Annotated in this window: 23 protein-coding genes and 5 tRNA genes; 9 read left to right on the top strand and 19 right to left on the bottom strand. The window is 71.0% G+C overall.

The annotated features are described in order from the left end of the window. Nucleotides 1-15 precede the first annotated feature (15 nt). Nucleotides 16-507, bottom strand: coding sequence for a TIGR02611 family protein (locus tag OG507_RS07230; RefSeq protein WP_327366309.1), 492 nt, complete (start codon nt 505-507; stop codon nt 16-18). A gap of 190 nt (nt 508-697) precedes the next feature. On the opposite strand from OG507_RS07230, the gene OG507_RS07235 reads away from it, so the two are divergent. Both OG507_RS07235 and OG507_RS07240 read left to right on the top strand, forming a co-directional pair. Beyond that, nucleotides 698-1,111 (top strand): SsgA family sporulation/cell division regulator, encoded by a 414-nt coding sequence (locus OG507_RS07235; RefSeq protein WP_003959770.1) that lies wholly within the window; start codon nt 698-700, stop codon nt 1,109-1,111. Nucleotides 1,112-1,465: 354 nt separating this feature from the next. After that, a complete protein-coding gene (locus OG507_RS07240) occupies nt 1,466-2,068 on the top strand; it encodes a CGNR zinc finger domain-containing protein (RefSeq protein WP_327366310.1) in 603 nt (200 codons plus the stop codon). Here OG507_RS07240 and OG507_RS07245 read toward each other — a convergent pair. Together OG507_RS07245 and OG507_RS07250 are read right to left on the bottom strand one after the other, a co-directional pair. Further along, a complete protein-coding gene (locus tag OG507_RS07245; RefSeq protein ID WP_327366311.1) occupies nt 2,058-2,213 on the bottom strand; it encodes a hypothetical protein in 156 nt (51 codons plus the stop codon). The two genes, OG507_RS07240 and OG507_RS07245, sit on opposite strands and share 11 nt — an antisense overlap. A gap of 285 nt (nt 2,214-2,498) precedes the next feature. Beyond that, nucleotides 2,499-2,954: a hypothetical protein gene (locus OG507_RS07250; protein ID WP_327366312.1), complete on the bottom strand. Its 456-nt coding sequence runs from the start codon at nt 2,952-2,954 to the stop codon at nt 2,499-2,501. Between the two features lie 201 nt (nt 2,955-3,155). On the opposite strand from OG507_RS07250, the gene OG507_RS07255 reads away from it, so the two are divergent. Then, a complete protein-coding gene (locus OG507_RS07255) occupies nt 3,156-3,671 on the top strand; it encodes a DsbA family protein (protein WP_327366313.1) in 516 nt (171 codons plus the stop codon). Nucleotides 3,672-3,711: 40 nt separating this feature from the next. Here OG507_RS07255 and OG507_RS07260 read toward each other — a convergent pair whose 3' ends face one another. From OG507_RS07260 to OG507_RS07270, 3 genes are all read right to left on the bottom strand, one after another. Further along, nucleotides 3,712-4,548: a GNAT family N-acetyltransferase gene (locus OG507_RS07260; RefSeq protein ID WP_327366315.1), complete on the bottom strand. Its 837-nt coding sequence runs from the start codon at nt 4,546-4,548 to the stop codon at nt 3,712-3,714. A gap of 75 nt (nt 4,549-4,623) precedes the next feature. Beyond that, nucleotides 4,624-5,445 carry an aminotransferase class IV gene (locus tag OG507_RS07265; protein WP_327366316.1) on the bottom strand — a complete coding sequence of 274 codons (822 nt, stop codon included), beginning with the start codon at nt 5,443-5,445 and terminating at the stop codon, nt 4,624-4,626. Continuing rightward, entirely contained in the window at nt 5,442-6,479 is a 1,038-nt protein-coding gene (locus OG507_RS07270) for a chorismate-binding protein (RefSeq protein ID WP_327371886.1), read from the bottom strand. Before OG507_RS07270 ends, OG507_RS07265 begins: the two co-directional genes overlap by 4 nt. Nucleotides 6,480-6,642: 163 nt before the next feature. On the opposite strand from OG507_RS07270, the gene OG507_RS07275 reads away from it, so the two are divergent. The 5 genes from OG507_RS07275 (at nt 6,643) to OG507_RS07295 (ending at nt 7,088) form a co-directional block, all read left to right on the top strand. Next, nucleotides 6,643-6,715 (top strand) — tRNA-Gly (locus tag OG507_RS07275). Between the two features lie 36 nt (nt 6,716-6,751). After that, nucleotides 6,752-6,825 (top strand) — tRNA-Cys (locus OG507_RS07280). Between the two features lies 1 nt (nt 6,826). Continuing rightward, nucleotides 6,827-6,898: transfer RNA gene (locus tag OG507_RS07285), tRNA-Val, on the top strand. Nucleotides 6,899-6,918: 20 nt separating this feature from the next. Further along, nucleotides 6,919-6,990, top strand: a tRNA-Val gene (locus OG507_RS07290). A gap of 23 nt (nt 6,991-7,013) precedes the next feature. Then, nucleotides 7,014-7,088: transfer RNA gene (locus OG507_RS07295), tRNA-Val, on the top strand. Nucleotides 7,089-7,155: 67 nt separating this feature from the next. Here OG507_RS07295 and OG507_RS40355 read toward each other — a convergent pair. The 5 genes from OG507_RS40355 to OG507_RS07315 all read right to left on the bottom strand — a co-directional run bounded on the left by OG507_RS40355 (nt 7,156) and on the right by OG507_RS07315 (nt 10,618). After that, nucleotides 7,156-7,272 carry an MFS transporter small subunit gene (locus OG507_RS40355; RefSeq protein WP_442810952.1) on the bottom strand — a complete coding sequence of 39 codons (117 nt, stop codon included), beginning with the start codon at nt 7,270-7,272 and terminating at the stop codon, nt 7,156-7,158. Further along, on the bottom strand, nt 7,253-8,599 hold the full coding sequence (locus OG507_RS07300; RefSeq protein ID WP_327366317.1) for an L-lactate MFS transporter: 1,347 nt from the start codon (nt 8,597-8,599) through the stop codon (nt 7,253-7,255). The genes OG507_RS40355 and OG507_RS07300 overlap by 20 nt, the downstream gene beginning before the upstream one ends. A 147-nt stretch (nt 8,600-8,746) precedes the next feature. After that, on the bottom strand, nt 8,747-9,031 hold the full coding sequence (locus OG507_RS07305; protein WP_327366318.1) for a TFIIB-type zinc ribbon-containing protein: 285 nt from the start codon (nt 9,029-9,031) through the stop codon (nt 8,747-8,749). A 67-nt stretch (nt 9,032-9,098) separates the two neighbouring features. Further along, nucleotides 9,099-10,064: a phosphotransferase family protein gene (locus OG507_RS07310; RefSeq protein WP_327366319.1), complete on the bottom strand. Its 966-nt coding sequence runs from the start codon at nt 10,062-10,064 to the stop codon at nt 9,099-9,101. 344 nt (nt 10,065-10,408) lie between these two features. After that, nucleotides 10,409-10,618, bottom strand: coding sequence for a hypothetical protein (locus tag OG507_RS07315; RefSeq protein ID WP_327366320.1), 210 nt, complete (start codon nt 10,616-10,618; stop codon nt 10,409-10,411). A 670-nt stretch (nt 10,619-11,288) separates the two neighbouring features. Here OG507_RS07315 and OG507_RS07320 point away from each other — a divergent pair. Beyond that, the gene (locus OG507_RS07320) at nt 11,289-12,662 is read left to right on the top strand and encodes a serine/threonine-protein kinase (protein ID WP_327366321.1); all 1,374 of its coding nucleotides are present in this window, start codon (nt 11,289-11,291) and stop codon (nt 12,660-12,662) included. 4 nt (nt 12,663-12,666) lie between these two features. On the opposite strand, the gene OG507_RS07325 is transcribed toward OG507_RS07320, so the two are convergent. From OG507_RS07325 to OG507_RS07360, 8 genes are all read right to left on the bottom strand, one after another. Beyond that, a complete protein-coding gene (locus OG507_RS07325) occupies nt 12,667-13,485 on the bottom strand; it encodes a TrmH family RNA methyltransferase (RefSeq protein WP_327366322.1) in 819 nt (272 codons plus the stop codon). 65 nt (nt 13,486-13,550) lie between these two features. After that, nucleotides 13,551-14,846 (bottom strand): uroporphyrinogen-III C-methyltransferase, encoded by a 1,296-nt coding sequence (gene cobA / locus OG507_RS07330; protein WP_327366323.1) that lies wholly within the window; start codon nt 14,844-14,846, stop codon nt 13,551-13,553. A gap of 175 nt (nt 14,847-15,021) precedes the next feature. Then, complete coding sequence (gene cobT / locus OG507_RS07335; protein WP_327366324.1) at nt 15,022-18,195, bottom strand: nicotinate-nucleotide--dimethylbenzimidazole phosphoribosyltransferase; 3,174 nt, start codon at nt 18,193-18,195, stop codon at nt 15,022-15,024. Between the two features lie 332 nt (nt 18,196-18,527). Further along, entirely contained in the window at nt 18,528-19,766 is a 1,239-nt protein-coding gene (gene cbiE / locus OG507_RS07340; protein ID WP_327366325.1) for a precorrin-6y C5,15-methyltransferase (decarboxylating) subunit CbiE, read from the bottom strand. A gap of 107 nt (nt 19,767-19,873) precedes the next feature. Then, nucleotides 19,874-20,560 carry a GNAT family N-acetyltransferase gene (locus OG507_RS07345; protein WP_327366326.1) on the bottom strand — a complete coding sequence of 229 codons (687 nt, stop codon included), beginning with the start codon at nt 20,558-20,560 and terminating at the stop codon, nt 19,874-19,876. A 101-nt stretch (nt 20,561-20,661) separates the two neighbouring features. Then, nucleotides 20,662-21,528 (bottom strand): MetQ/NlpA family ABC transporter substrate-binding protein, encoded by an 867-nt coding sequence (locus OG507_RS07350; protein WP_327366328.1) that lies wholly within the window; start codon nt 21,526-21,528, stop codon nt 20,662-20,664. 75 nt (nt 21,529-21,603) lie between these two features. Next, nucleotides 21,604-22,275 carry a methionine ABC transporter permease gene (locus OG507_RS07355; RefSeq protein ID WP_327366329.1) on the bottom strand — a complete coding sequence of 224 codons (672 nt, stop codon included), beginning with the start codon at nt 22,273-22,275 and terminating at the stop codon, nt 21,604-21,606. Continuing rightward, nucleotides 22,272-23,330 (bottom strand): methionine ABC transporter ATP-binding protein, encoded by a 1,059-nt coding sequence (locus OG507_RS07360; RefSeq protein WP_327366330.1) that lies wholly within the window; start codon nt 23,328-23,330, stop codon nt 22,272-22,274. Before OG507_RS07360 ends, OG507_RS07355 begins: the two co-directional genes overlap by 4 nt. Nucleotides 23,331-23,672 lie beyond the last annotated feature (342 nt).

Raw genomic sequence — 23,672 nt, forward strand, 5'->3', positions numbered from 1 at the left:
ATGACCATCCCCGGGTCACTCGTTGATCTTCCACGGCATGGTGATGCCGAACTTCCACACGTAGATCCCGACCAGCACCGCGATGATCACCAGACCGATCACGGTGAGGGCGATGTTGCGCCGCCGGACCTTGGGGTCGAGCGCCCGCTGGGCGGCCTCGGTGACCTTGCGCCGCGTCCAGCGCAGCACCAGCTGGGCCCAGACGAACTCAGTCGCCCAGATCGCCATGCCACCGAAGATCACCAGCCAGCCGGGACCGGGCAGCGGCAGCATGATGACGCCCGCCACGACCACGGCGAGGCCGACCACGAAGACGCCGACCTGCCAGCTCAGATGCAGTGTCCTGGACGCCTTGATGAACCCGGGCGCCCGGGATCCGAGCTCCCGCTCCACCTTCGTCACACCCTCCGCGGCATCTCCCGTCACGCTCTTCGTCCCATCCCCCGCGGCGGACACCGGTCGCGCCGGCACGGCGCCTCCGTCCCGCTCGTCACTCTCCGCATTCATGCTTGCCAACCTACCCGAACGGTCTCCGTCACCGGAATGGCCGCATAACCCAAAGTTACACACCGCCGTACGAGCTACCTGAACGAACACAAAAAGGTCAGAGGGGTTTACAACGCCACCGTAGGTGGCATGTCGACTTCGCCGACGTGCGAATCCCCGAGCGCACACTGAGCGAAAGGCCCTGGCGCTTATGAACACCACGGTCAGCTGCGAGCTGCACCTGCGCCTCGTTGTGTCGAGCGAGTCCTCACTGCCTGTACCCGCGGGCCTGCGGTATGACACGGCCGATCCGTATGCCGTGCACGCCACCTTCCACACCGGAGCGGAGGAGACGGTCGAGTGGGTTTTCGCCCGCGACCTCCTTGCCGAGGGGCTTCATAGGCCCACCGGCACCGGAGACGTCCGCGTCTGGCCATCCCGTAGTCACGGTCAAGGCGTCGTCTGCATCGCGCTGAGCTCCCCAGAGGGCGAAGCCCTGCTCGAAGCCCCGGCGAGGGCCCTGGAGTCGTTCCTGAAAAGGACCGACGCCGCGGTTCCGCCAGGCACCGAGCATCGTCACTTCGATCTCGATACGGAGCTCTCACACATCCTGGCCGAGAGCTGAGCCAGGCCGAGAGCTGCACGGCGCCGTCCGACTCGGGGAGGCGGCGCCGCGCGGAAAACCTCATAGGGCTGACACCGACGCCGTCATCACGGAATCCACCGTGGTGACGGCGTCGGCGCGCGTTCCCCCACGGCCGCGCCCGCACGCCCCGCGCACCGGTACACGCCCCGCAGGCCCGCAGCGCCCGCCCACGGCCCGGACAGGCGGCCACCGGCCATGGACACCCACGGGTGGCCGGTAAGCGTTCCCCGCGCCCCTCATGGGCCGTCTCGGGCCTCTGTGCGCCGCCGCCGAGCCAGTAGAGTCAGCCGGCATCGGCGGGCACCCGCCCGCCGGAGGCCAGGGAGCGAAAGCGTGCTGATCCCCCACGACACCCGGATCGCCCTCGACATTGTGGTCGATCTGCTGAACACCTCGCCGGAGAGCGAACCGCCGGCGTGCGGGCAGCCGGAGGGCGAGCCGGCCGACGGTCTCGCCGGCATCGAAGCGCTGTACGACTTCGCGCGGCGCCATCGCATCAGCGGCGTGGGCGAGCTCCACGAGAAGGACCTGCGCGCCGTGCACGACGTACGGGCCCGCTTCGCCGCGGTCTTCGCGACGGACGACGCACAGACCGCCGCCTCGCTCGTCAACGCCCTCATCGCGGCCGCAGGCACCACACCGCAGCTCAGCAATCACGACGGCTACGACTGGCATGTGCACTACTTCGCGCCGGACGCCTCGATCGCCGACCATCTCGCGGCCGACTGCGGCATGGCGCTGGCCTTCATCGTGGTGGCGGGCGAGCAGGAGCGACTGCGGCGCTGCGAGGCACCGGACTGCCGGCACGCCTTCGTCGACCTCTCCCGCAATCGCTCCCGGCGCTACTGCTCCAGCCGCACCTGCGGTAATCGTCTGCATGTGGCCGCGTACCGGGCACGCCGCAAGGAAGCGGCCGGCGATCCGTTCACAGCATGAAGAGATCATGCAACGCGGCCATCAGCAGCAGACTGCCGATCACCGCGAGGAAGATCATCAACGGGGGCTGGGAAAGCGCGAAGAGGCAGCCGCGCGGCTCTTCGGCAGGGCTTGCGGGGGCATCGCCCCGGGAGGTGTCCACCATCTCGGGACGATCATGACGCAGTCCGGGGCCCGTTGGCGATCAACATGCCTTTTTGTGCGCTGAGTTCACCCTCACCGGGGGCGGTCGCAATTCGCTCCGGCGTCCGATCGGCCGTCACATTTTCGGTACGACGGCCGGCACACAGGGTGCCGGCCCTGCTCAACACCGCTACGTGCCCGTCGAATTCGGAGTCCGGCGGCCGAGTGACCGGCCGGTCTCACCGAACTCCCGGCGGCATTACCGGAGTTGGTCCTCCGGGGCACCGCACCGCGGTGGGGGGCCGGGTCAGATGCCGTGCTTCTTCAAGATGGCCTCGATGTCGCTGAAGTCCTCGCCCGAGGACGCGGGCTGCTGCTTCGGATTCGGATTCGTCTGTGTCCGGGTCGCCGGGAGCCCGGTCCCCAGCGAGGGTGCCGAGGCCGCGGGGGCGATCGCCTCGCCCCGCGCCGCCCGTGCGGCGGCCTTGCGTTCCTTACGGGTGCCGACGCCACGTCGCTCGATCGCACGCGTGGTGATGAACAGCAGCCAGGCCACAGCGAGCAGCCCGAAGCCGATCCAGACGCTCGGCTTGAAGGCGATTCCGGCGAGCCAGTCCACCACCCCGGTCAGCACCAGGCCGATCGGGACCAGGGAGTAGGCGGCGATCCGGGCCGCCGTGAGGAAGCGCTTCCGGTACGCGGAGACGGCGGCGATGCCCAGGCCCGCCGCGGACACCGCGGAACAGATCGTCTCGGCAAGCATCGGGGCCTCCAGGCGCAAGGGGAAACGTCCCTTCCATCCTGCACCGCCCACCCGCCGGACGGCCACGATCCGGGACCGCATCAGGGACATTTCAGGGCCGGGATCCTCCCCAGGTGCCGATGCAGGCGCTACGGGCGTATCGGGCGTGAGCGGACCGGGTGCCGATTGGGACGCTCGCGCGGGCCCTGGGAGACTGGCCGTATGAGCGATTCCACCCCCGCAGCGCCCGTCGTCCTCGATATCTGGTGCGAGCTCCAGTGCCCCGACTGTCACCAGGCCCTCACCGATGTGCACGCCCTGCGGGCCAAGTACGGCGACCGTCTTGAGGTGCGGCTGCGGCACTTCCCGCTGGACAAGCACAAGCATGCGTACGCCGCCGCGCAGGCCGCCGAGGAGGCCGCGGCCCAGGGCAAGGGCTGGCCGTACATCGAGGCGGTCCTCGCCCGTACCGCCGACCTGGACCGCACCGGCGAGCCGCTGCTGATCGAGGTGGCGCGGGAACTCGGTCTGGACGCCGAGGAGATGGACACCGCCCTGATCGACGGGCGCCACATGCTGATCGTCGACGCCGACCAGGCCGAGGGCAAGGCGATCGGCGTCACGGGCACACCGACGTATCTGATCGGCGACGAGCTGCTGGACGGCGGCAAGAGCCAGGACGGGCTGCGCGAGCGGATCGAGGAGATCGCCGACCGGCTGCTCGCCGGGCAGGGCTGAACCAGCGGAACCGGGGCCCGAAGCCCGAGGCCGGGGGCCGCTACAACATCTTGGCCAGGCTGTACTGGGTCGTCCGGTAACCCAGCGACTCGTACAGCCGCAGGGCCGGTGTGTTGGACGTGAGGACATGCAGACCGAGCCGGTCGTCGCCCGCCTCCAGAGCGATGCGTTCGGCCTGGAGCATCAGCGCCCGGCCGTACCCCCGCCCGCGGAACTCCTCACGCACCTCGACGTCGAACACGTACGACACCAGCATCCCTGGGTGCATTTCGTGCCGCGCCACCCAGACATGGCCCACGACCCCGTCCTCGTGGACGAGGACGTGAAGATGCACCCCCTCGGAGGCGAGGCCGTGCGGCAGGAACTGCGCATGGCTGGTCTCGGCCTTCCGCACGGCCTGATCCACGGGGACGCCTCGGTCGATCCAGGTCTGCGCATAGCTGCGCAGCGCGTCGCTCGCCCAGTGCGCGAACTCGTCGTCGGTCATCGGCCGGGCGCTGACACCGTCCGGCAGCTCGGGCGGAGTCGAGGGCAGCTCTTTGAGCATGTTCCTGCTGCGTTCGGCATAGCCCAGCGCCGCGGCCAGCCCCTGCGCCGCCGTCTCGTCCACCATGACCGACAGCGTCATCTGGGTGCAGCCCCAGCCGCGCAGCACCTCTTCGGCCGCCAGCGCCGCGATGGTGCCGCGGCCGCGCCTGCGGCGCGATTCGTCGATGTGCAGGGAGCGCAGCACGCCCGCCTTCGCACCGAACCCCGGATCGGTGCCGATCTCGACGGCGCCGACGGGCCGTCCGTTGTCGCACACGTCGTACGAGCGGCTCTTCGCGCCGTCGGCGCCTTGCTGGATCGGCCCGGTCGGCCGGAGGGTCGTGGTCATCGGGGAATTTCTATCCGCTGGGCCCCGGCCAGTCACCCCGTTTTACGGGTTCCACGGGTTCGAGGTGCGCGGGTTCTACGGGTCGAGGTCGTTACCGGCCCGCTCGTCGAAGATCCGCATGGCCTTCGCCGTCACGGGTCCGGGCCCGCCGGGCAGCTCCCGGCCGTCCACCCGGTGGACCGCCTGGACATCGCGCAGGGTGGAGGTCAGGAAGATCTCCTCGGCCCGCTCCAGGACGTCGAACGGCAGGTCGGTCTCCTCGGCGCCCGTCCATTCCACGGCCAGTGCGCGGGTGATCCCGGCGAGGCAGCCGGAGGCGACCGGCGGGGTGTGCAGCCGCCCGTCGAGGACGACGAAGACATTGGAACCGGTGCCTTCGCAGAGCTGTCCGACCGTGTTGGCGAAGAGCGCCTCCGAAGCGCCGTGCTCATGGGCGCGGGCGAGGGCGACGACGTTCTCGGCGTACGAGGTGGTCTTGAGCCCGGCGAGCGCGCTGCGTTCGTTGCGCGTCCAGGGGACGGTGATCACGGCGGTGGTGTCGGGGCGGCACGCCACCTCCCCCAGGGCTACGACCAGGCCGGGACCGGCGTTGCCGCGGTCGGAGCCGAGCGGGGAGAGCCCTCCGGTGTACGTGATGCGCAGCCGGCCGAGCGCCGCCGGATTGGCCTCGATGACGGCGGTGCAGGCGCGGCGCACCTCGTCGAGGTCGGGCTCGGGAAGGCCCAGGCCGCGGGCGGAGCGGGTCAGCCGGTCGAGGTGGCGGGTGAGGGCGAAGGGCCTGCCGTCGACGGTCTTGACCGTCTCGAAGATGCCGTCCCCCACGGTGAGTCCGTGATCGAGCACGGACACCCGGGCGTCTTCGGCGTCCCGCAGTTCGCCGTTGACCCAAATCCTCATGACGCGGTCCTTCCAGTCTCTTCGTGAGCGCCCGACGCTACAGCGAGCAGCCGGGAGGCCTTGAGTTCGGTCTCGTCCCACTCCCGCTCCGGGTCGGAGCCCCAGGTGATGCCGGCCCCGGTGCCGAAGCGCAGGGCCGGGGCGGGCCCGGTCCGGTCGATCCAGAAGGTGCGTATACCGACGGCCAGGGAGGCGGTGCGGCGGTCGGCGTCGACCCAGCCGATGCCGCCGCAGTAGGGTCCGCGCGGTGCGGTCTCCAGGTCCTCGATGATCCGGAGCGCGCTGGACTTGGGTGCCCCTGTGACGGAGCCGGGCGGGAACGCGGCGTCGAGGAGTTCCGGCCAGCCGACGCCCTCGGCGAGCTCTCCGCGCACGGTGGAGACGAGGTGGACGAGGCCGGGGTGCTTCTCCACCACGCAGAGGTCGGGGACGGTGACCGATCCGGTGGCACAGACCCGGCCGAGGTCGTTGCGGACCAGGTCGACGATCATCACGTTCTCGGCATGGTCCTTCTCCAGAAGATCGTCCTCGGTCCGTCCCGTGCCCTTGATCGGTCCTGACTCGACGGTCCGGCCGTCCCGTCTGAGGAAGAGCTCGGGGGAGGCGGTGGCGATCTCCACGCCGTGCGCGGGCAGCCGGATCGTTCCTGCATACGGCGCGGGGTTGCCGCGCGCGAGCAGTGCGGTCAGCGCGTCCACGTCGGCGGCGGCCGGGTCGGGAAGCGCAGCGGTCATCACCCGGCAGAGGTTGGCCTGGTAGACCTCGCCCGCCGCGATGTGCTCGCGGATCCGGCGTACGCCCGCGGTGTACGCGGCACGGTCCAGGGACGAGTCCCAGTCACCGGCCGCGGGCCCGCGCCAGGCACCGCGCACCGGTGCGGGCACCGCCTCGGTCCGTACGGCGGCGAAGCGCGCACAGACGAGGCGGCCCTCGAAATCGGCTGATACCGCCCAGAAGCCGGACGAGTCGAGAGCTGCGGGATCACTGGTGACGTCCTTGAGATCGGACGCGACGAGGCCGCCGAAGCGGGCCATTGGAGCGAGGTCGTGCACGCCGTTGAGTCTAGGACGGCCCGCGATGACCTGCGCCGGGGCGGACGCACCTCAGCACGCTGCACAAACGCGTTTTTGTACTGGCCCGGGTATCCGCTAGAGTTCAACACGTCGCCGGGACGCGCAAGCCGACCGGGAAAGACAAGCGGACGTAGCTCAGTTGGTAGAGCGCAACCTTGCCAAGGTTGAGGTCGCCAGTTCGAACCTGGTCGTCCGCTCGCAGAAAGTGGGGGATCTTCCCGGCCCCCACTCCTGGTGGAGTGGCCGAGAGGCGAGGCAACGGCCTGCAAAGCCGTCTACACGGGTTCAAATCCCGTCTCCACCTCCAAGGACGATTAGCTCAGCGGGAGAGCGCTTCCCTGACACGGAAGAGGTCACTGGTTCAATCCCAGTATCGTCCACTGATCCATAAGGATCCCCCGCGCGATTAGCTCAGCGGGAGAGCGCTTCCCTGACACGGAAGAGGTCACTGGTTCAATCCCAGTATCGCGCACGCAGTACACGCAGGTTCACCCTGCGCGATTAGCTCAGCGGGAGAGCGCTTCCCTGACACGGAAGAGGTCACTGGTTCAATCCCAGTATCGCGCACCAGCAAAAGCCCCGGTCGTCTCGACGACCGGGGCTTTTTCGTTTCCGCGGTGGGCCCGACCGACCGGGGTCAGCCGGTGAAGAGTTGGGTGGCTTTACGGATCAGTTCGTACAGCCCGTAGGCGAACGGCAGGGCGACCCAGAGCCAGACCACGGCAGTGAGTGTTCTACGACTGCTGGAGTGCACGGGTCTTCCTCTCCGCCGCCTCGTGGAACCGTGGATGGACGGGGCGTACGAGCTCGTTGGCGACGAAGCCGACGATCAGCAGCCCGATCATGATCGTCAGCGATGTCGTGTACAGGCCAGACCCGCTGCGGCCCGCACGCTCGCCCGCGTCCGCCACCCAGTTGACGATCAGCGGGCCGAGGACGCCGGCGGTGGACCAGGCAGTCAGCAGCCGGCCGTGGATGGCGCCGACCTGATATGTGCCGAAGAGGTCCTGCAGATAGGCGGGGATCGTGGCGAATCCGCCTCCGTAGAACGAGAGAATCACCAGCGCGCAGCAGATGAAGAGCGGCTTGGAGCTGCCGAACTGGACGATCGTGAGGTACATCAGCGCGCCGACGCCCAGGTAGATGCGGTACATGTTCTTGCGGCCGATGAGGTCCGAGGTCGAGGACCACAGGAGCCGGCCGGTCATGTTGGCCAGGGAGAGCAGGGCGACGAAGCCTGCCGCGGCGGAGACCGTGACCGGGGCCGAGGTACCCGTGAAGAAGTCCGAGATCATGGGAGCGGCCTTCTCCAGAATGCCGATGCCCGCGGTGACGTTCATGCAGAGCACCACCCACAGACACCAGAACTGCGGTGTCCGCAGCGCGTTGCGGGCGGATACCTGCGCCGTGGTGACGAGGCGGCGGGGCGCCGCTTCCGGCCGGTGGCCGTCCGGGAGCCAGCCGTCCGGCGGCACCCGGACGAGGAGGACGCCGAGCGCCATGAAACCGGCGTAGGCGAGACCGTGGACCAGGAAGGCGGTGGCGATTCCCGTGCTGTCGGAGCCGAAGGCTTCGAGCATCCCGGTCGACCAGGGCGAGGCGATCAGCGCTCCCCCGCCGAAGCCCATGATGGCGATGCCGGTGGCCATGCCGGGGCGGTCGGGGAACCACTTGATGAGTGTGGAGACCGGCGAGATGTAGCCGATGCCGAGTCCGATACCGCCGATGAAGCCGTAGCCGAGGACGACCAGCCAGAACTGACCGGTGGCCACGCCGAGGGCGGCGACGAGGAAACCCGAGGAGAAGCAGACGAGGGAGACGAACATCGCCCAGCGCGGTCCGTTGCGTTCGACGAGGGTGCCGCCGAAGGCCGCGGAGAGGCCGAGCATGACTATGCCGAGTTGGAAGGGAAGGGCGCTGGCGGTACCGGAAAGGCCGAGCGCCGACTCAAGCGGGGGCTTGAACACGCTCCAGGCATACGCCTGCCCGATCGAGAGATGCACCGCGAGGGCGGCGGGCGGGACTAGCCAGCGGCTCCAGCCGGGTGGCGCGACGGTCCGGGACCTGTCGAGGAAGGTCATGGGCCGGAACTTTAAGGATCAACCATGCCGGTGCCTAGATGTCCGACAAGACTTTGTCGACGGTATGCACTGCGGCCGGGCCACGCGCTGTGCGCGCTGCGGGCCCGGACACCGTGCGCCCAGGCCCGCAGCATGGCGTCTGCCCGATCAGGACGAGAAGAGCATGCGGCCGAAGCTCTTCTGCCGGTAGTGACCGCCGTGGTGGCCACCATGGTGCTGCGGGGCGCCCCACGCGGGCGCCTGGGCGGCCGGGTAGCCCTGCGGGGCGGGCGGCGCGGGCGGGCCCTGCTGCGTCCACTGCGCCTCGATACGGGTCAGGGACTCCAGCTCGCCGTAGTCGAGGAAGATCCCCCGGCAGCCGCTGCACTGCTCGATCTGTATGCCATTGCGGTTGTATGTCTGCATCTGCGCGTGGCACTTGGGACACTGCATGGTCGGCTCAGCTCCTCGCCGTCGGTTCGCCGTCCCGGAATTCATGCCCGGAGACGATCGGTTCACCCTACGACGAGTGTTCGGCGGCCAACTCGTGCGGGAGGGACGCAATTCGGGCACAGGCGTCGATCATCATCTGTTCCACTTCATCCGGAGCCCTCCCCTCCGCGGCAGACTTGGCGAACGCCAGCGCGGCGGTCTGCACCGTCAAGGCCCGCGCCGGAACGTCGAGTTCGGGCCAGGGGTCGCCCTCGGCGCGTACCGCCGGCCCGTCTGCCGCCCGGTAGGCGTCCAGGAAGCGGAGCCAGACCTCGGGGGGCAGCAGCCCGGCCGCGTACCAGGCGGCGGGGCGGGCAAGGTCCCAGGCGGGGTCGCCGAGGCCGGTGTCGTCGACGTCGATGAGCAGCCAGGGGCCGTACGGAGCGGGGTGGCGGACGAGTTGCCCGAGGTGCAGGTCGCCGTGGCAGAGGAAGCGTGAGCGGTGCGGGGGCGCGGAAGCCTCGTCGCGGGCCCAGTCGGGCAGCCGGTGCCAGGCTTCGAGCACGGGAGCGGTGACCGGGTCGCCGGGCCGGGCCGCGCGCATCCGGGCGACGGCGAGCGCTGCCTTGGCGGGGCCCCGCATGGGCGGGAGCGCGAGGGTGGGTGGGACCGGGGTCCGGTGCAGCCTTGCCAGCAGTACGGCGGCCGCTTCCCAGGGGGCGGCGTCCGGGTCGGCAGGGTCGACGGGTTCGCCGTGCGGCCACAGGGTGACCGGACGGCCGTGGAGGGCGGGTGCAAAGGGCCGGGGCCGCAGGGGGGCGAGGAGGATGCCGGTCAGGCGGGGGTCGTTCGCGAGGCTCAGGCGGGTCAGCAGGCCGGGGGTGTCCGTGCCGGGGGCGTGGGCCTTGGCGACGACGGGCCCACTGCGGACCACCGTGCCGTCGGCGCGGTCCGCGAGGACGGCCGGCGGCGGGCAGGCGCAGGCATGCTCGCGATGCGTGTGGGCGGCCCGATGGGCGAGTGCGCCCAGCGCGCGTACGACTGCGGTGGTCACGGTCTCCCCCCGGTGGCGGACAGGTGTGGCGGACAGGTGTGGCGGTACGGCGAGGCGGGGCCCGGTCCGCGGCCGGGCCCGCCGATGAGGGTACGCGCGCCGGGCGAAGGCCCGCCGACAAGCGTACGTGCGACGTGGGGAGGCACGCCGATGACCGTAGGTGCGGCGGCAGAAGGCCCGGTGATGGGCATGCTCGCGTCGCGACAAGGGCCCGGAAAGCGCGATGTCCGGTCAGCTCCCCAGCTGACCGGACAAACGCTGCCGTCCGCCGCACCCCCGTCCCCACGGGGTTGTTGGCCGGATGTCCCGGTCCGGACCGCTCTTCCGGACCTGCGGAGCGCCGCTCAGCGCCCCAGCATCACGCCCACGGACGACGCCTGTGTGACCACTGCGTCCCAGCCGCCGAAGACGACTACGAGCAGGGCCGCCAGAGGAAGAACCATGGCCGTCGCCACCAGAGGGTGGCGCGTACCGGACGACGGGCGGCTGCCGAAGGCGGCCTGGACCCTGCGTCCCCGGGTGCGGATCATGGTCCGCGTTGCCATATCGGCCATGGTTCCTCTCCTGACTCGTTGTGGAGCGGCGGGCGTGTGACCTCGGGGGACGAGTGCTGCGCCCGCCGCTTGACTTCAACATTAGGGACGCGGAAGGCGTACGACGTCATGCCCGCGTACCGAATACCGGGCCTCCCGGAGGATGAGCCGTGGGTAGCCGATGTACTCCCCTGGGTGGAGATCGGGCGGCCGATCCCGGGGTCATCCCGGAGGGGTGCCCTGAATGTTGCGGATCAGATGGGCGGACGGATGCGGCGACAGGTGCGGCATGTTGTGCCGGAGGGACCCGAACCCTGACCCGGACCCGGACGCGGCTGTCGGCCGGTCGGGCGACGACCGTGACTTCACTCACTCGCCCGTGACCGGCTCCCGGCAGCGGGCCGCCGGTACGTCGCCGGAGCCGGTGCCGTGCCGTCCCGGCGGGGTCCATGCCGCGCGCCCCTCTCGCCGGGACCGCGGGTCTGCACGGCTCCAACCCGTCGTCACCGCAGCCGCGTTGAGGGGCCGGCCCGATTCCGTGCGGGACCGGCTCCGGTCCCACTGCCCGTCATGGACCATGCCTCGCAATGACAATCGATGGACGGGCGAGGGCGCGGCCTCTGAGCACCCCGGGCGCCGGGTACGTAAGCTGTGCCTCGTCAGGCGTACCAGGCAGCGGGGATGGGCAGACATGGCGATGATGCGGCTCCGGCGCGAGGACCCGCGTGTCGTCGGCTCGTTCAGGCTGCACCGGCGGCTCGGAGCGGGCGGCATGGGTGTCGTCTATCTCGGTTCGGACCGGCGGGGCCAGCGGGTGGCACTGAAGGTGATCCGGCCGGATCTGGCGGAGGACCAGGAGTTCCGCTCGCGGTTCGCGCGCGAGGTGTCCGCCGCACGGCGGATCCGCGGCGGCTGCACGGCGCGTCTGGTGGCCGCCGATCTGGAGGCGGACCGCCCGTGGTTCGCCACGCAGTACGTCCCGGGGCCCTCGCTGCACGACAAGGTGGCCGAGGAGGGTCCGCTGTCGGCGGCGGAAGTGGCCTCGATCGGGGCGGCGCTCTCCGAGGGCCTGGTGGCGGTGCACGAGGCCGGTGTCGTCCACCGTGACCTGAAGCCGTCGAACATCCTCCTCTCTCCCAAGGGCCCCCGCATCATCGACTTCGGGATCGCCTGGGCGACCGGGGCGAGCACGCTCACGCACGTCGGTACGGCGGTGGGCTCGCCCGGATTCCTGGCGCCCGAGCAGGTGCGCGGCGCGGCGGTGACTCCCGCGACGGACGTGTTCTCGCTCGGTGCCACGCTGGCGTACGCGGCAATGGCCGACTCGCCTTTCGGGCACGGCAGTTCCGAGGTGATGCTGTACCGCGTGGTGCACGAGGAACCGCAGTTGTACGACGTGCACGATGCGCTCGCGCCGCTGGTGAGTGCCTGTCTGGCGAAGGACCCCGAGGAGCGGCCGAGCACGCTCCAACTCTCCATGCGGCTCAAGGAGATCGCGGCGCGCGAGGCGCAGGGTCTGCACGAGAGCCGTCCGCCGGTTCAGCGTTCGGCGCAGGAACTGGACCGGCCGACCGGCCGTATCGACGGCCCGTACACCGAGCATCAGACCCGGCGCACGGCTCCCCCGGCGCCCCGTCAGCAGAAGCAGAAGCAGAAGCAACCGCAGGGCAGCCGGCAGGCCACGTCGTCGCGCGCCGGCTCGTCCCGTACCGGTGGTTCGCGCCCCCAGCAGCATCAGCAGCCGCCCCGCAACACAACACGGTCCGGCAAGCGCCCGCAGGGCACGAACGGGACGAACGGCCGGCCCGGGACGCGGCCCGGGACCCGTCAGACGTCGACGGGGCGGCGTCCCGCCAATCCGCGGCTGCTGCGGCAGCGGCTCGTCGTCTTCGTCGTGGTCACGCTGCTGGTGGCGCTGGGCATCGCGGCGGCACAGGGCTGCCAGGGTCCGGCCCGGGGGCTGGGCACGGGCGGGAGCCGGACCGAGATGCAGACGCAGGCGCAGACTGAGGCGCAGACTCAGGACCGGGGCCAGGAACAGGACCGGGGTTCGCGGCCTCGGTAGGCGGTCAGCTCTGCGGGCGGCCCGAGGCCACCGCGTAGAACGCGACCGCCGCAGCAGCGCCCACATTCAGCGAGTCGACGCCGTGCGCCATCGGGATGCGCACCCACTCGTCCGCGGCGACCAGTGCCTGGGTGGACAGTCCGTCGCCCTCGGCGCCGAGCATCAGCGCCACCTTGTCCATCCGGTGCGGTGCCGCCTCGTCGATGCTGGTGGCCTTCTCGTCCGGGGTCAGCGCGAGGAGTTGGAAGCCCGCTTCCCGTACGGTCTCCAGGGCCTTGGGCCAGGTGTCGAGACGGGCGTAGGGGACGGAGAAGACCGCGCCCATCGAGACCTTGACGGAACGCCGGTAGAGCGGGTCGGCGCAGTCCGGGGAGAGCAGCACGGCGTCCATGCCGAGGGCGGCGGCGCTGCGGAAGATCGCCCCGATGTTGGTGTGGTCGTTGACGGCCTCCATGACGACCACCCGGCGGGTCGTCGCCAGCAGTTCGTCGGCCGTCGGCAGCGGTTTGCGCTGCATCGAGGCGAGGGCGCCGCGGTGGACGTGATAGCCCGTGACGCGCTCGGCGAGTTCAGGGGTGACCGCGTACACCGGGGCCGGGACCTCGTCGATGACGTCGCGCATCAGATCGATCCACTTCGCCGAGAGCAGCATCGACCGCATCTCGTACCCGGCGTGCCTGGCGCGTCTGATCACCTTTTCGCCCTCGGCGATGAAGAGGCCCTCGGCGGGCTCGCGCCTGCGCCGGAGTTCGACATCGGTCAGTCCGGTGTAGTCGCGCAGGCGGGGGTCGTCGGGGTCGTCGACGGTGATGAGGTCAGCCACGGGTTTGATACTGCCTTGTCCGGTGTGTGGTGCCAACGGCTCGGGAGAAGATCCGTTACCGGTGGTTACGCGGGGGGTGTGCGGGCGGCGCTCGCGCGGGCTAGTGGGTGGGGAGGGGTGGTGCTCGTGCCGACCGTGACGACGTCGCCGATGACGATGACGGCCGGGGGGCGTACGTCCTCGGCGACGGCCCGCTCGGCGACGGTCGCGAGCGTCGCGTCGACCCGGCGCTGGGCCGCCGTGGTGCCCTCCTGGATCAGGGCGACCGGGGTCCCGGGGGCCTTGCCGTGGGCGATGAGGGTACGGGCGATGGCGCCGATCTTGTCGACGGCCATCAGGAGCACGAGGGTGCCGCGCAGCTTGGCGAGGGCCGGCCAGTCGACCAGTGAGCGTTCGTCGTCGGGGGCGACGTGGCCGCTCACGACGGTGAATTCATGGGCCACACCGCGGTGGGTGACGGGGATTCCGGCCGCACCGGGCACGGAGATCGAGCTGGAGATACCGGGGACCACCGTGCAGGCGATGCCTTCGGCGGCGAGCGCCTGGGCCTCCTCCATGCCACGGCCGAAGACGAACGGGTCGCCGCCCTTGAGCCGTACGACGGCCTTGCCGGCCTTGGCGTGCTCGATGAGCGCCCGGTTGATCGCCTCCTGGGCCATGTAGCGGCCGTACGGGATCTTAGCGGCGTCGATCACCTCGACGTGCGGCGGGAGTTCGTCGAGCAGATCGCGCGGGCCGAGGCGGTCGGCGATGACGACGTCGGCCTCGGCGAGGAGGCGGCGGCCCCGGACGGTGATCAGGTCCGGGTCGCCGGGGCCGCCGCCGACCAGGGCGACGCCGGGGGTCCGGGTGCGGTGGTGGGGTGCGGCGAGGGTGCCGTCGCGCAGGCCCTCGACGATGGCGTCGCGGACGGCGGCGGAGTGGCGCGGGTCGCGGCCGTGGGTGTCGGTGGTGAGGACGGCGACGGTCACGCCCTCGCTGCGGCCGGTGGCCGGGGTCCAGGCGGTGGCGGCGTCGGCGTTGTCGCTGCGGACGCACCAGGTGCGGGTGCGTTCGGCCTCGGCGGAGGCGGCGTCGTTCGCCGCGGTGTCGTCGGAGGCGATGAGGGCGTACCAGGTGTCGGTCAGGTCTCCGTCGGTGTACGGGCGGCGCTCCCAGCGGATCTCGCCCGCGTCGGCCATCGCTTCGACGGACGGGGTGGCGGCCGGTGATACGAGGACGATGTCGGCGCCCGCCGCGATGAGTGCGGGGAGGCGGCGCTGGGCGACCTGGCCGCCGCCGACCACGACGACCCGGCGGCCGCTGAGACGCAGTCCGACGGGGTACGCGGGGTGGTCGGCGTGGTCTGCGTGCTCGGCCATGGCGGTGCGGGCTCCTCGTACGGTGTGGGCCGCTCCGGGGGTGGGACGGCTGTGACGTGCGGGTTTGTGGGGCGAGGTCCACGATACGGGGTGGGGCGTGGGGGTGGGCGTGGGCGCGGGACGGGCAGCCCCGGGCCCCGCGCCTCGAACGCCGGCGAGGCCGGTTTCTCAGCCGCTACTTCTCCGTGACTCCTGCCGAGTCGAACGTTGCCACCTCGTGCATCGCCCGTGCCGCGCTCTGGACGATCGGCAGTGCCAGCAGTGCGCCCGTGCCCTCGCCCAGGCGGAGGTCGAGGTCGACCAGCGGGCGCAGGCCCAGTTTGTTGAGCGCGGCGACATGGCCGGGCTCCGCGCTGCGGTGGCCCGCGATGCAGGCGGCGAGGGCCTCGGGGGCGATCGCCCGGGCGACCAGGGCCGCGGCGCCCGCGCTCACGCCGTCGAGGATGACGGGCGTACGGAGGGAGGCGCCGCCCAGCAGGAAGCCGGCCATCGCCGCGTGTTCGAGGCCGCCGACCGAAGTCAGGACGCCGATCGGGTCGGCCGGGTCGGGCTGGTGGAGTTCGAGGGCCCGGCGGACCACATCGACCTTGCGCGCGTGCATCTCGTCGTTGATGCCGGTGCCGCGACCGGTCACCTCGGCCGGGTCCATGCCCGTGTAGACGCAGATCAGGGCGGCCGACGCGGTGGTGTTGGCGATGCCCATCTCACCGGTGAGCAGGCCCTTGTTGCCTGCCGCGACCAGATCGCGGGCGGTCTCGATGCCGACCTCGATGGCCGCGAGGACCTCGTCGCGGGTGAGCGCGGGGCCGGTCGTGAAGTCGGCCGTACCGGCGCGCACCTTGCGGGGCAGGAGGCCGGGCGTCGCGGGCAGCTCCGTGGCCACGCCGACGTCGACCACGCACACCTCGGCGCCGACCTGGCTCGCGAACGCGTTGCAGACCGCGCCGCCGCCCAGGAAGTTGGCGACCATCTGGCCGGTGACCTCCTGCGGCCAGGCGGTGACGCCCTGGGCGTGCACCCCGTGGTCGCCCGCGAAGATCGCGACAGCCGCGGGCTCCGGGATCGGCGGCGGGCACACCCGGGAGAGTCCCGACAGCTGCGCGGAGATGATCTCCAGCATGCCGAGCGCACCGGCGGGCTTGGTCATCCGCTTCTGGCGTTCCCATGCCTCGCCGAGCGCCTTGGCGTCCAGTGGGCGGATGCTGGAGATGGTCTCCTGCAACAGGTCGTGCGGTTCCTCGCCGGGCAGGGCGCGGCGGCCGTACGTCTCCTCGTGGACGACCCAGGACAGCGGGCGACGCTTGGACCAGCCCGCCTGCATCAGCTCGGGCTCCTCGGGGAACTCGTCGACGTAACCGACACACAGGTACGCGACGACTTCGAGGTGCTCGGGCAGGCCCAGGGCGCGGACCATCTCGCGCTCGTCGAAGAAGCTGACCCAGCCGACGCCGAGGCCTTCGGCGCGGGCGGCGAGCCACAGGTTCTCGACGGCGAGCGCGGAGGAGTACGGGGCCATCTGCGGCTGGGTGTGCCGGCCGAGGGTGTGGCGGCCGCCGCGGGTGGGATCGGCGGTGACGACGATGTTGACCGGGGTGTCGAGGATGGCCTCGATCTTCATTTCCTTGAACTGCTTGGCCCGGCCCTTGGGAAGCGACTTGGCGTAGGCCTCGCGCTGACGCTGCGCCAGTTCGTGCATGGAACGGCGGGTCTCCGCCGAGCGGATGACGACGAAGTCCCAGGGCTGCGAGTGCCCGACGCTGGGGGCCGTGTGCGCGGCTTCGAGGACGCGGAGCAGCACCTCGTGCGGAATCGGGTCGCTGCGGAAGCCGTTGCGGATGTCGCGGCGCTCGCGCATGACCCGGAGCACCGCCTCGCGCTCCGCGTCGTCGTAGCCGGGGGCGGGCGGGGAAGCGGGGTCCTCGGTCTCGCTCGAATCGGGTGCCTCGGGGGCCGCTGTCTCCTCGGCTTGAGGCTGCACCTCGGGCTGTACGGACTCCAGGTGCGCGCTCTGTGTGGGGGCCGTGGTGTCCACGGTCTCGATGGCCTCCGGGCCCGGCGCGGGCTCCGGCTCGGCCACCGGCAGGACCTCGGCCTCCGGGACGGGGACAGGAACGGGGACGGGAACAGGGACGGATGCGGGGATCGGCTCGGGCGTCTCGGCGGGCGCGGCGTTCTCGGCGGCCTCAGGCCGTACCGGTTCCATCGCGAAGACCAGGCGCTCGGGCTCGGGCTCGGCCTCCGCGGCCTCCTCCACGACGGGCGTCGGAGCCAGGTGCGGGGTCGTCGGCACCGAACCCTCCACGGGCACGAACCGGCCCATGGGAGCGGCTTCCGCGGCGTCCTGCGGCGCGGCGACAGCGGCTTCGGCAGGCACCGCCTCGGCCACGGCCTCCACCACCGCTTCGGCCTCGGCCTTGACCTCGGTCGGAGCCTCAACAGCGGCCGGTACCGCATCCACGGTCTCCGTCACCACGACCGGAGCAACCTCCACAGGCGGCTGTACCGGCTCCGGCACGACCGCTTCTGTCACCGGCTGCGGTGCCTCGGCCGCCCACGGGCTCCCGCCCTGCGGCAGGATCTCGCCGAGCTGCGGGCCGGGCAGTACGGCCGCCTCTTCGACCGGCATCTCGAAGTACTCGGGCCCGGCGGTCGGCGGTCCGGCGTGCCGAGCAGGGGCCGGAGGCTGGGTCTGGACGGGAGCCTGCGCCTGGGGCGCGCCCGCGGGGCCGCGGTCGGCGAGCGAGCGGACCACTCCGCCGGTCGGTGTCCCGCCGTAGGACGGCCCGTCGGCCGCGACCGGGCCGCGGTGCAGCGGTCGGCGCACCGGAACCTGGGTCTGCGCCGCCGGAGCGGGAGCCGGGGTGGGCGACGGAATGCGTACGCCCCTCAGGTCGACCGATCCGGAGTCGCGGCCACCGGACTCGTGCGTCCCGGGCGCGGGCAGGGGTTCGGCCACCGGCTGCTGCGCGGCGTAAGCCTCCGCGACCTGCACCTGGACCTGGACGTGCTCCTGCACCTGCACCTGTACGGGTCCCTGGGGCTGCACGGGAGCCTCGCCGAGCGGCTGAGCGTGGGTCGTCTGCGCCAGGGGCTGGGCGTGGTAGGCGCCCTGTTCGGGCAGCAGTGCCTGGGCGGCGACGCCCTCGGGGTACTGGCCGGGGACCGGCAGCGCCGGCGGGTCGCTCCAGGCGCCCTGGGGGCTCGGCATCAGCAGGAGGTCGTCGTCCTCGGACACATGCTCGGAGGGAGCGAGGTAGGTGTACGCATCCGGGGCGGCGATCCCCGGCTGCTCCACCATGCCTGCGTTCTCCGGCAGTCCCTCACCCGGGATCTGGCCGGTGTCACTCATGCGTACCCCTCGCCCATCGTCAGTGCTCCTTCGGCCCTTCGCCCGGGACGCCCGAACACGGCACGCCGGCGCTCGTCAACAAGAACGAGCGGGCGCGCCGCGCGGCACGAAACGGTCGCGGACATACTGCATTCTCGCGGCCGTTCGCCGCCGCGGCAGCTCATTTCGCCACGGCCCGCTGTGGACTGCGCCACGTCGCGCATCCCCCGGTTCTGCCGTACCACAACGGGGGCCAAAACGGTCCCCTTTTCCGGACATTGACGAACGAAGCGACGAACGTCCAGCCGCGGTGCAACGATCGGCCAGCCTACCTCGCGCCGTACGCCGACGGGTCAGGGGGCGAGGTCCGAACGCAGCGCCGAGAGCAGGAACACGACCGAGCGTTCGCGCTCCGACCATGCGGCCGTGTCGAGTTCGACGGACTGGAGGAGCGAGCACCTGACGGTGTACCCGTTCCCGGTGAGCGCCGCGCCGAGCGCCTCGGCCTCGTCGCGCGTCGACGCGTGGGTCACGATGCGCTCCGGGCGGCGTTCGGTGACGGCGGTGACGACGGGTGCTCCCCCGCCCCCGATGCGTACGACATCGGGCTCCGGCAGCCGTTCCAGCACATGGGGCGCCCGGCCCTCGACGACCTGGATCTGGACGGCGAAGGACCGGGCGGCCGCCGCGGTGCGGGCGCAGGCCGCCGGGTCGCTGTCCACCGCCAGGACGGCCGCCCCGAATCGGGCGGCCTCCACGGCCAGGGCCCCGCTGCCGGAGCCGATGTCCCACAGGAGGTCTCCGGTACGGGGGCCCAGGGCGGCCAGTTGGGCGGCGCGCAGCCCCGGGGACTCGCCCTCGCCGCTCTCGTCCCCGGTGCCGATGGCGCCGCCCGGGTAGGCCTCGGGGGGCAGTGCCCAGCCGCGTACGCCCGGGGGCTGGGCGGGGTTCCGGCCGGCGATCCAGGCGCCGGTGGCCTGCGGTTCGGGGCCGCCGCCGATGACGATCACGACGTTGGGGTCGCGCCAGACGTGGTCGGCGGCCTTGTCGGAGGTGAGGACGCTGACCTGTTCGCGTGCGGTGCCGAGTTCCTCGCAGACGACGAAGGTGCGGTGGACGCCTTCGAGGAGCAGGGCGAGTTCGGCGGGGCCGGCGCCGGGCGAGGTGAGGACGGCGACCTTGTGGTGGGCGCGGCAGACATTGACGGCGCGGCGCAGGGTGCGGGGGTGGGCGACGACGATCTGGGCGTCCTCCCACGGCATTCCGGCGCGGGCGAAGGCGGTGGCGACGGAGGACACGGCGGGCACCACTTCGACTTCGAGGCCGTGCTCGGGCGCGCGGAGGTTGCGTACGACTCCGAAGAAGCCGGGATCCCCGTCGGCGAGGACCACGGCACTGCCCCGGTGTCCGGCGATCCGGCGGGCGGCCAGGTCGATGGAGCCCAGGCGGATCCGTTCGGCGTCGGCCGGGACTTCGGGGAGTGCGAGGTGGTGAGCGGCCCCGGCGACGAGCGTGGCGGCCGAGAGGGCGGCCGTGGCCGCTCCGGTCAGTGGCGAGCCGTCCCAGCCGATCACGGTGACCCGATCGGCCATCTGTCGTCAGTCTCCTGGAGTTGTCGCAGGTGGGGATGCCCGCGAGAGACGGGCAGCCTGAGACTACCCGGTCCGTACCAACGCGGCGCCAGGACCCCTGTGCGGGGTCAGTTCCAGTCGTTGTAGGCGCCGTAGCCACCCGCGTCGGCGAGCTGCTCGGCAACCCCTTCGAGATCCTCGGGAAGCAGGCCCCAGACGATCAGATCGGTCCTGATGTCGGTCCAGCCTCCGTCCGTGCCGTTCTCGGTCCGGGTGCGCGCTATGCAGGCGTTGCGCAGGACGCCCTCGCTGATGCAGCCGAGCTTCTGGGCGACCTGCTGGGAGGCGGTGTTGTCGGCGGCGGTGCGCAGCTCGATGCGCTCGAAGCCCTGGTCGCGGAAGAGCCACTGGGCGAGCGCGAGCACGGCCTCGGTGGCGTATCCCTCGCCGCGTGCCCAGGGGGCGGTGATGTACGCCGCCTCGGTGGCGAGGGTGCGCCAGTCGGTGTTGCGCAGGCGGACCGAGCCGACGAGGCGCTGCGTGAGGAATTCGGTGACGGCGAAGACGATGCCGTCGCCGCTGGAGCGCTGTGCGGGGGCGATCCTGCGGACCCAGCGCTCGGCGTCGACCTGGGTGTACGGGTAGGGGGCCTCGGTCCAGGCGGTGACGAGTTCGTCGTTCATCATCTCGATGTACGCGGGGACGTCCGCCATGTCGAAGGGGCGCAGCACCAACCGGTCCGTGCTGATGGAGATGTCCGGAAAGGTGGAAGTCATGCGCAGCTCCATGCCGAAGGCCGTGTAAAGGCACAGCATGCAGCATCGGCCCCGCGTTGTGCATGGGCGGGTCCGCACGACGGAGCCCCGCGCCCCCTGGTGGGGTGTGCGGGGCTCGTCGGACAAATGCCGTGCGGGTGTCAGGACTTGGCGTCGGTACCGAAGGCCGGGATGACCGATCCCTGGTAGGTGTCCTCGATGAACTTCTTGACCTCGTCGGAGTGGAGGAGCTTCACGAGCTTCTGGACGCGGGCGTCCTTCTCGTTGCCCTTCTTCACGGCGATGATGTTGGCGTAGGGGTTGCCCTCGGCCTTCTCCAGCACCAGGGCGTCCTTGGCGGGCTCGAGCTTGGCCTCGATGGCGTAGTTGCCGTTGATGACGGCGGCGTCCACGTCGTTCAGGGCGCGGGGCACGGTTGCGGCCTCCAGCTCCTTGAACTCCAGGCCCTTCTTGTCGGTGATGTCGCTCAGCTTGGCGGACGTGCCGACGCCGGGCTTGAGGGTGATCAGGCCGTTCTCGGCGAGCAACTGGAGGGCGCGGCCCTCGTTCGTGGTGTCGTTGGGCACCGCGATGGTCTGGCCGGACTTGATGTCGCCGAGAGTCTTGACCTTCTTGGAGTAGAGGCCGAGGGGCTCCAGGTGGACGGTGCCCACGGAGACGATGTGGGTGTTGTTCTTCTTGTTGAAGTCGTCGAGGTACGGCACGTGCTGGAAGAAGTTGGCGTCGACCTGGCCGCTCTCGGTGGCGGTGTTCGGCAGGACGTAGTCCGTGAACTCCTTGACCTCCAGCTTGAGGCCCTCCTTGGCCGCCAGGTTCTTCTTGACGAAGTTCAGGATGTCGGCGTGCGGCGTCGGGGACGCGGCGACGACGAGCGCCTTGGAGGTGTCGGCCTTGGCGCCGGTCTCGCTCTTGGCGGCCGGGTCGGAGGACGTACCGCAGGCGGTGAGGCCGAAGGCCAGGGCGGCGGTGGCGGCGGCAGCTGCGGTGATCTTGATGTTCTTGCGCACGAAAAGTGCCTCTTTCTGATGGTGAGGGTGGTGCGCCCGAGCAAGGAGTTCGGGCTTGTGAGCGGAGAGGAGGTCTCAGGTGGTGGTGCGGCCGCGGCGGGCCAGCAGGCGTACGGCTCCGTCGCCGATCAGCTGGATCACGGTCACGATGACGATCAGCAGCGCGACGGTGATGAGCATGAACTGGTTGTCGAAGCGCTGGAATCCGTAGGTCACGGCCTTGGAGCCGAGCCCTTCGCCGCCGACCGCGCCGGCCATCGCGGAGTAGCCGATGAGCACGATGACGGTGGTGGTGACGCCGGAGACGAGCGAGGGCAGCGCCTGCGGCAGCAGTACCTTGCGGACGATCGTCGGGATGGATCCGCCCATCGACTGGACGGCCTCGACGAGCCCGTGGTCGACCTCGCGGACGGCCGTCTCGACGAGCCGTGCGAAGAAGGGGATGGCGCCGACGGCGAGCGGCACGATCATCGCGGTCGGGCCGATGAAGGTGCCGACGACCAAGGTGGTGAAGGGGATCAGGGCGATCAGCAGGATGATGAACGGCAGCGAACGGCCGATGTTCACGATCACGCCGATGACCTTGTTCACCGGGGTGTTGCGGAGCAGTCCGCCCTTGTCGGTGAGGACCAGCAGGACACCGAGCGGCAGTCCCACGAGAACGGTGACGGCCGCGGACCAGAGCACCATGTAAAGGGTGTCGATGGTGCCCTGGGTGAGCAGCGGCTGCATTTCGGACCAGGTCACTTCGCCACCTCCTTGGTGAGCCGTGCGGGGGTCTGCACGGGGATGGCGGCGTCGTGCTCGACGACCTCGGCCTGGAGGCCCTGCTCGCGCAGGAAGCCGATCGGGACGACGTTCTCCTCGAAGCGGCCGGGCAGCTCGATGCGCATCCGGCCGATCTGCTTGCCGCCGACGGTGTCCATCGCGGCGCCCAGGATCGAGATGTCGATGTTGTACGTACGGGAGAGCTGTGAGATCACCGGCTGGGTGGCGGACTCGCCGTGGAAGGTGACATCGACGACCGTGCGGTCGGGGCCGGTGGCCCTGCCGCCGACGGGGAACAGCTCGTGGGCCAGTTCGGAGCCGGGAGTGGCGAGCAGTTCGCCGACGGTGCCGGACTCGACGATGCGCCCCTTCTGCATCAGCGCCGCGGAGTCGCAGATCGTCTTGACGACATCCATCTCGTGCGTGATGAGCAGAACGGTCAGGCCGAGCTGCTGGTTGAGGTCGCGCAGCAGCTGGAGGATGGAGCGGGTGGTCTCGGGGTCCAGTGCGGAGGTCGCCTCGTCGGAGAGCAGCACCTTGGGGTCTCCGGCCAGCGCCCGGGCGATGCCGACGCGCTGCTTCTGGCCGCCGGAGAGCTGGCCGGGGTAGGCCTTGGCCTTGTCGGCGAGGCCTACCAGGTCCAGGAGTTCGAGGGCCTTGCGGGAGCGGTCCTTGCCGGAGACTCCGAGGATCTCCAGCGGGAGTTCGACGTTGTTCTGGACGTTGCGGGAGGCCAGCAGGTTGAAGTGCTGGAAGACCATGCCGATGCGGCTGCGCGCCTCGCGCAGTTCCCGGCCGGCCCGGCTTCCGCGTCCGGCGAGGGCGGTCAGGTCCTGGCCGGCCACGGTCACGGTGCCGGAGGTGGGGCGTTCCAGCAGGTTGATGCAGCGGATGAGGGAGGATTTTCCGGCGCCGCTCTGTCCGATGACGCCGTACACCTCGCCCTCGCGGACGTGCAGGTCGACGCCGTCCAGGGCGGTGACCTCGCGGTCGCGCGACCGGTAGACCTTCGTGAGGCCCGAAGTGGTGATCACAGGGGGTTTCCGTCACTGTCGAGTGCGCGGCGCGGTGTCCGCCGGGCACGGGGCATTCGTGTGATGAGACTGTGGGGACGCACGGCTGGATGCGGCGGTCGGCCGGGGCAGCGGTGCTCGGGCAGGCTCGTTCCGCGGGGTGCGGACGGCTCGGGCTCGGTCTCGCTTCGGGGCGCGAGACTCAGGCGGGGGCCCTCAGAAGGCGCGCATTCGACACATACAACGAGCACCGGGCGTCGTGATCGCCTCGGTCGCAAGGGTGCGGTTGCTCGTCGTGGTCATGGGCCAAGTAAAACAGACGTAATGTTCCGCCCGACCCGCCTGTCCGAATAGCGGACGACC

The sequence above is a fragment of the Streptomyces sp. NBC_01217 genome (assembly GCF_035994185.1).
GTDB lineage: Bacteria > Actinomycetota > Actinomycetes > Streptomycetales > Streptomycetaceae > Streptomyces.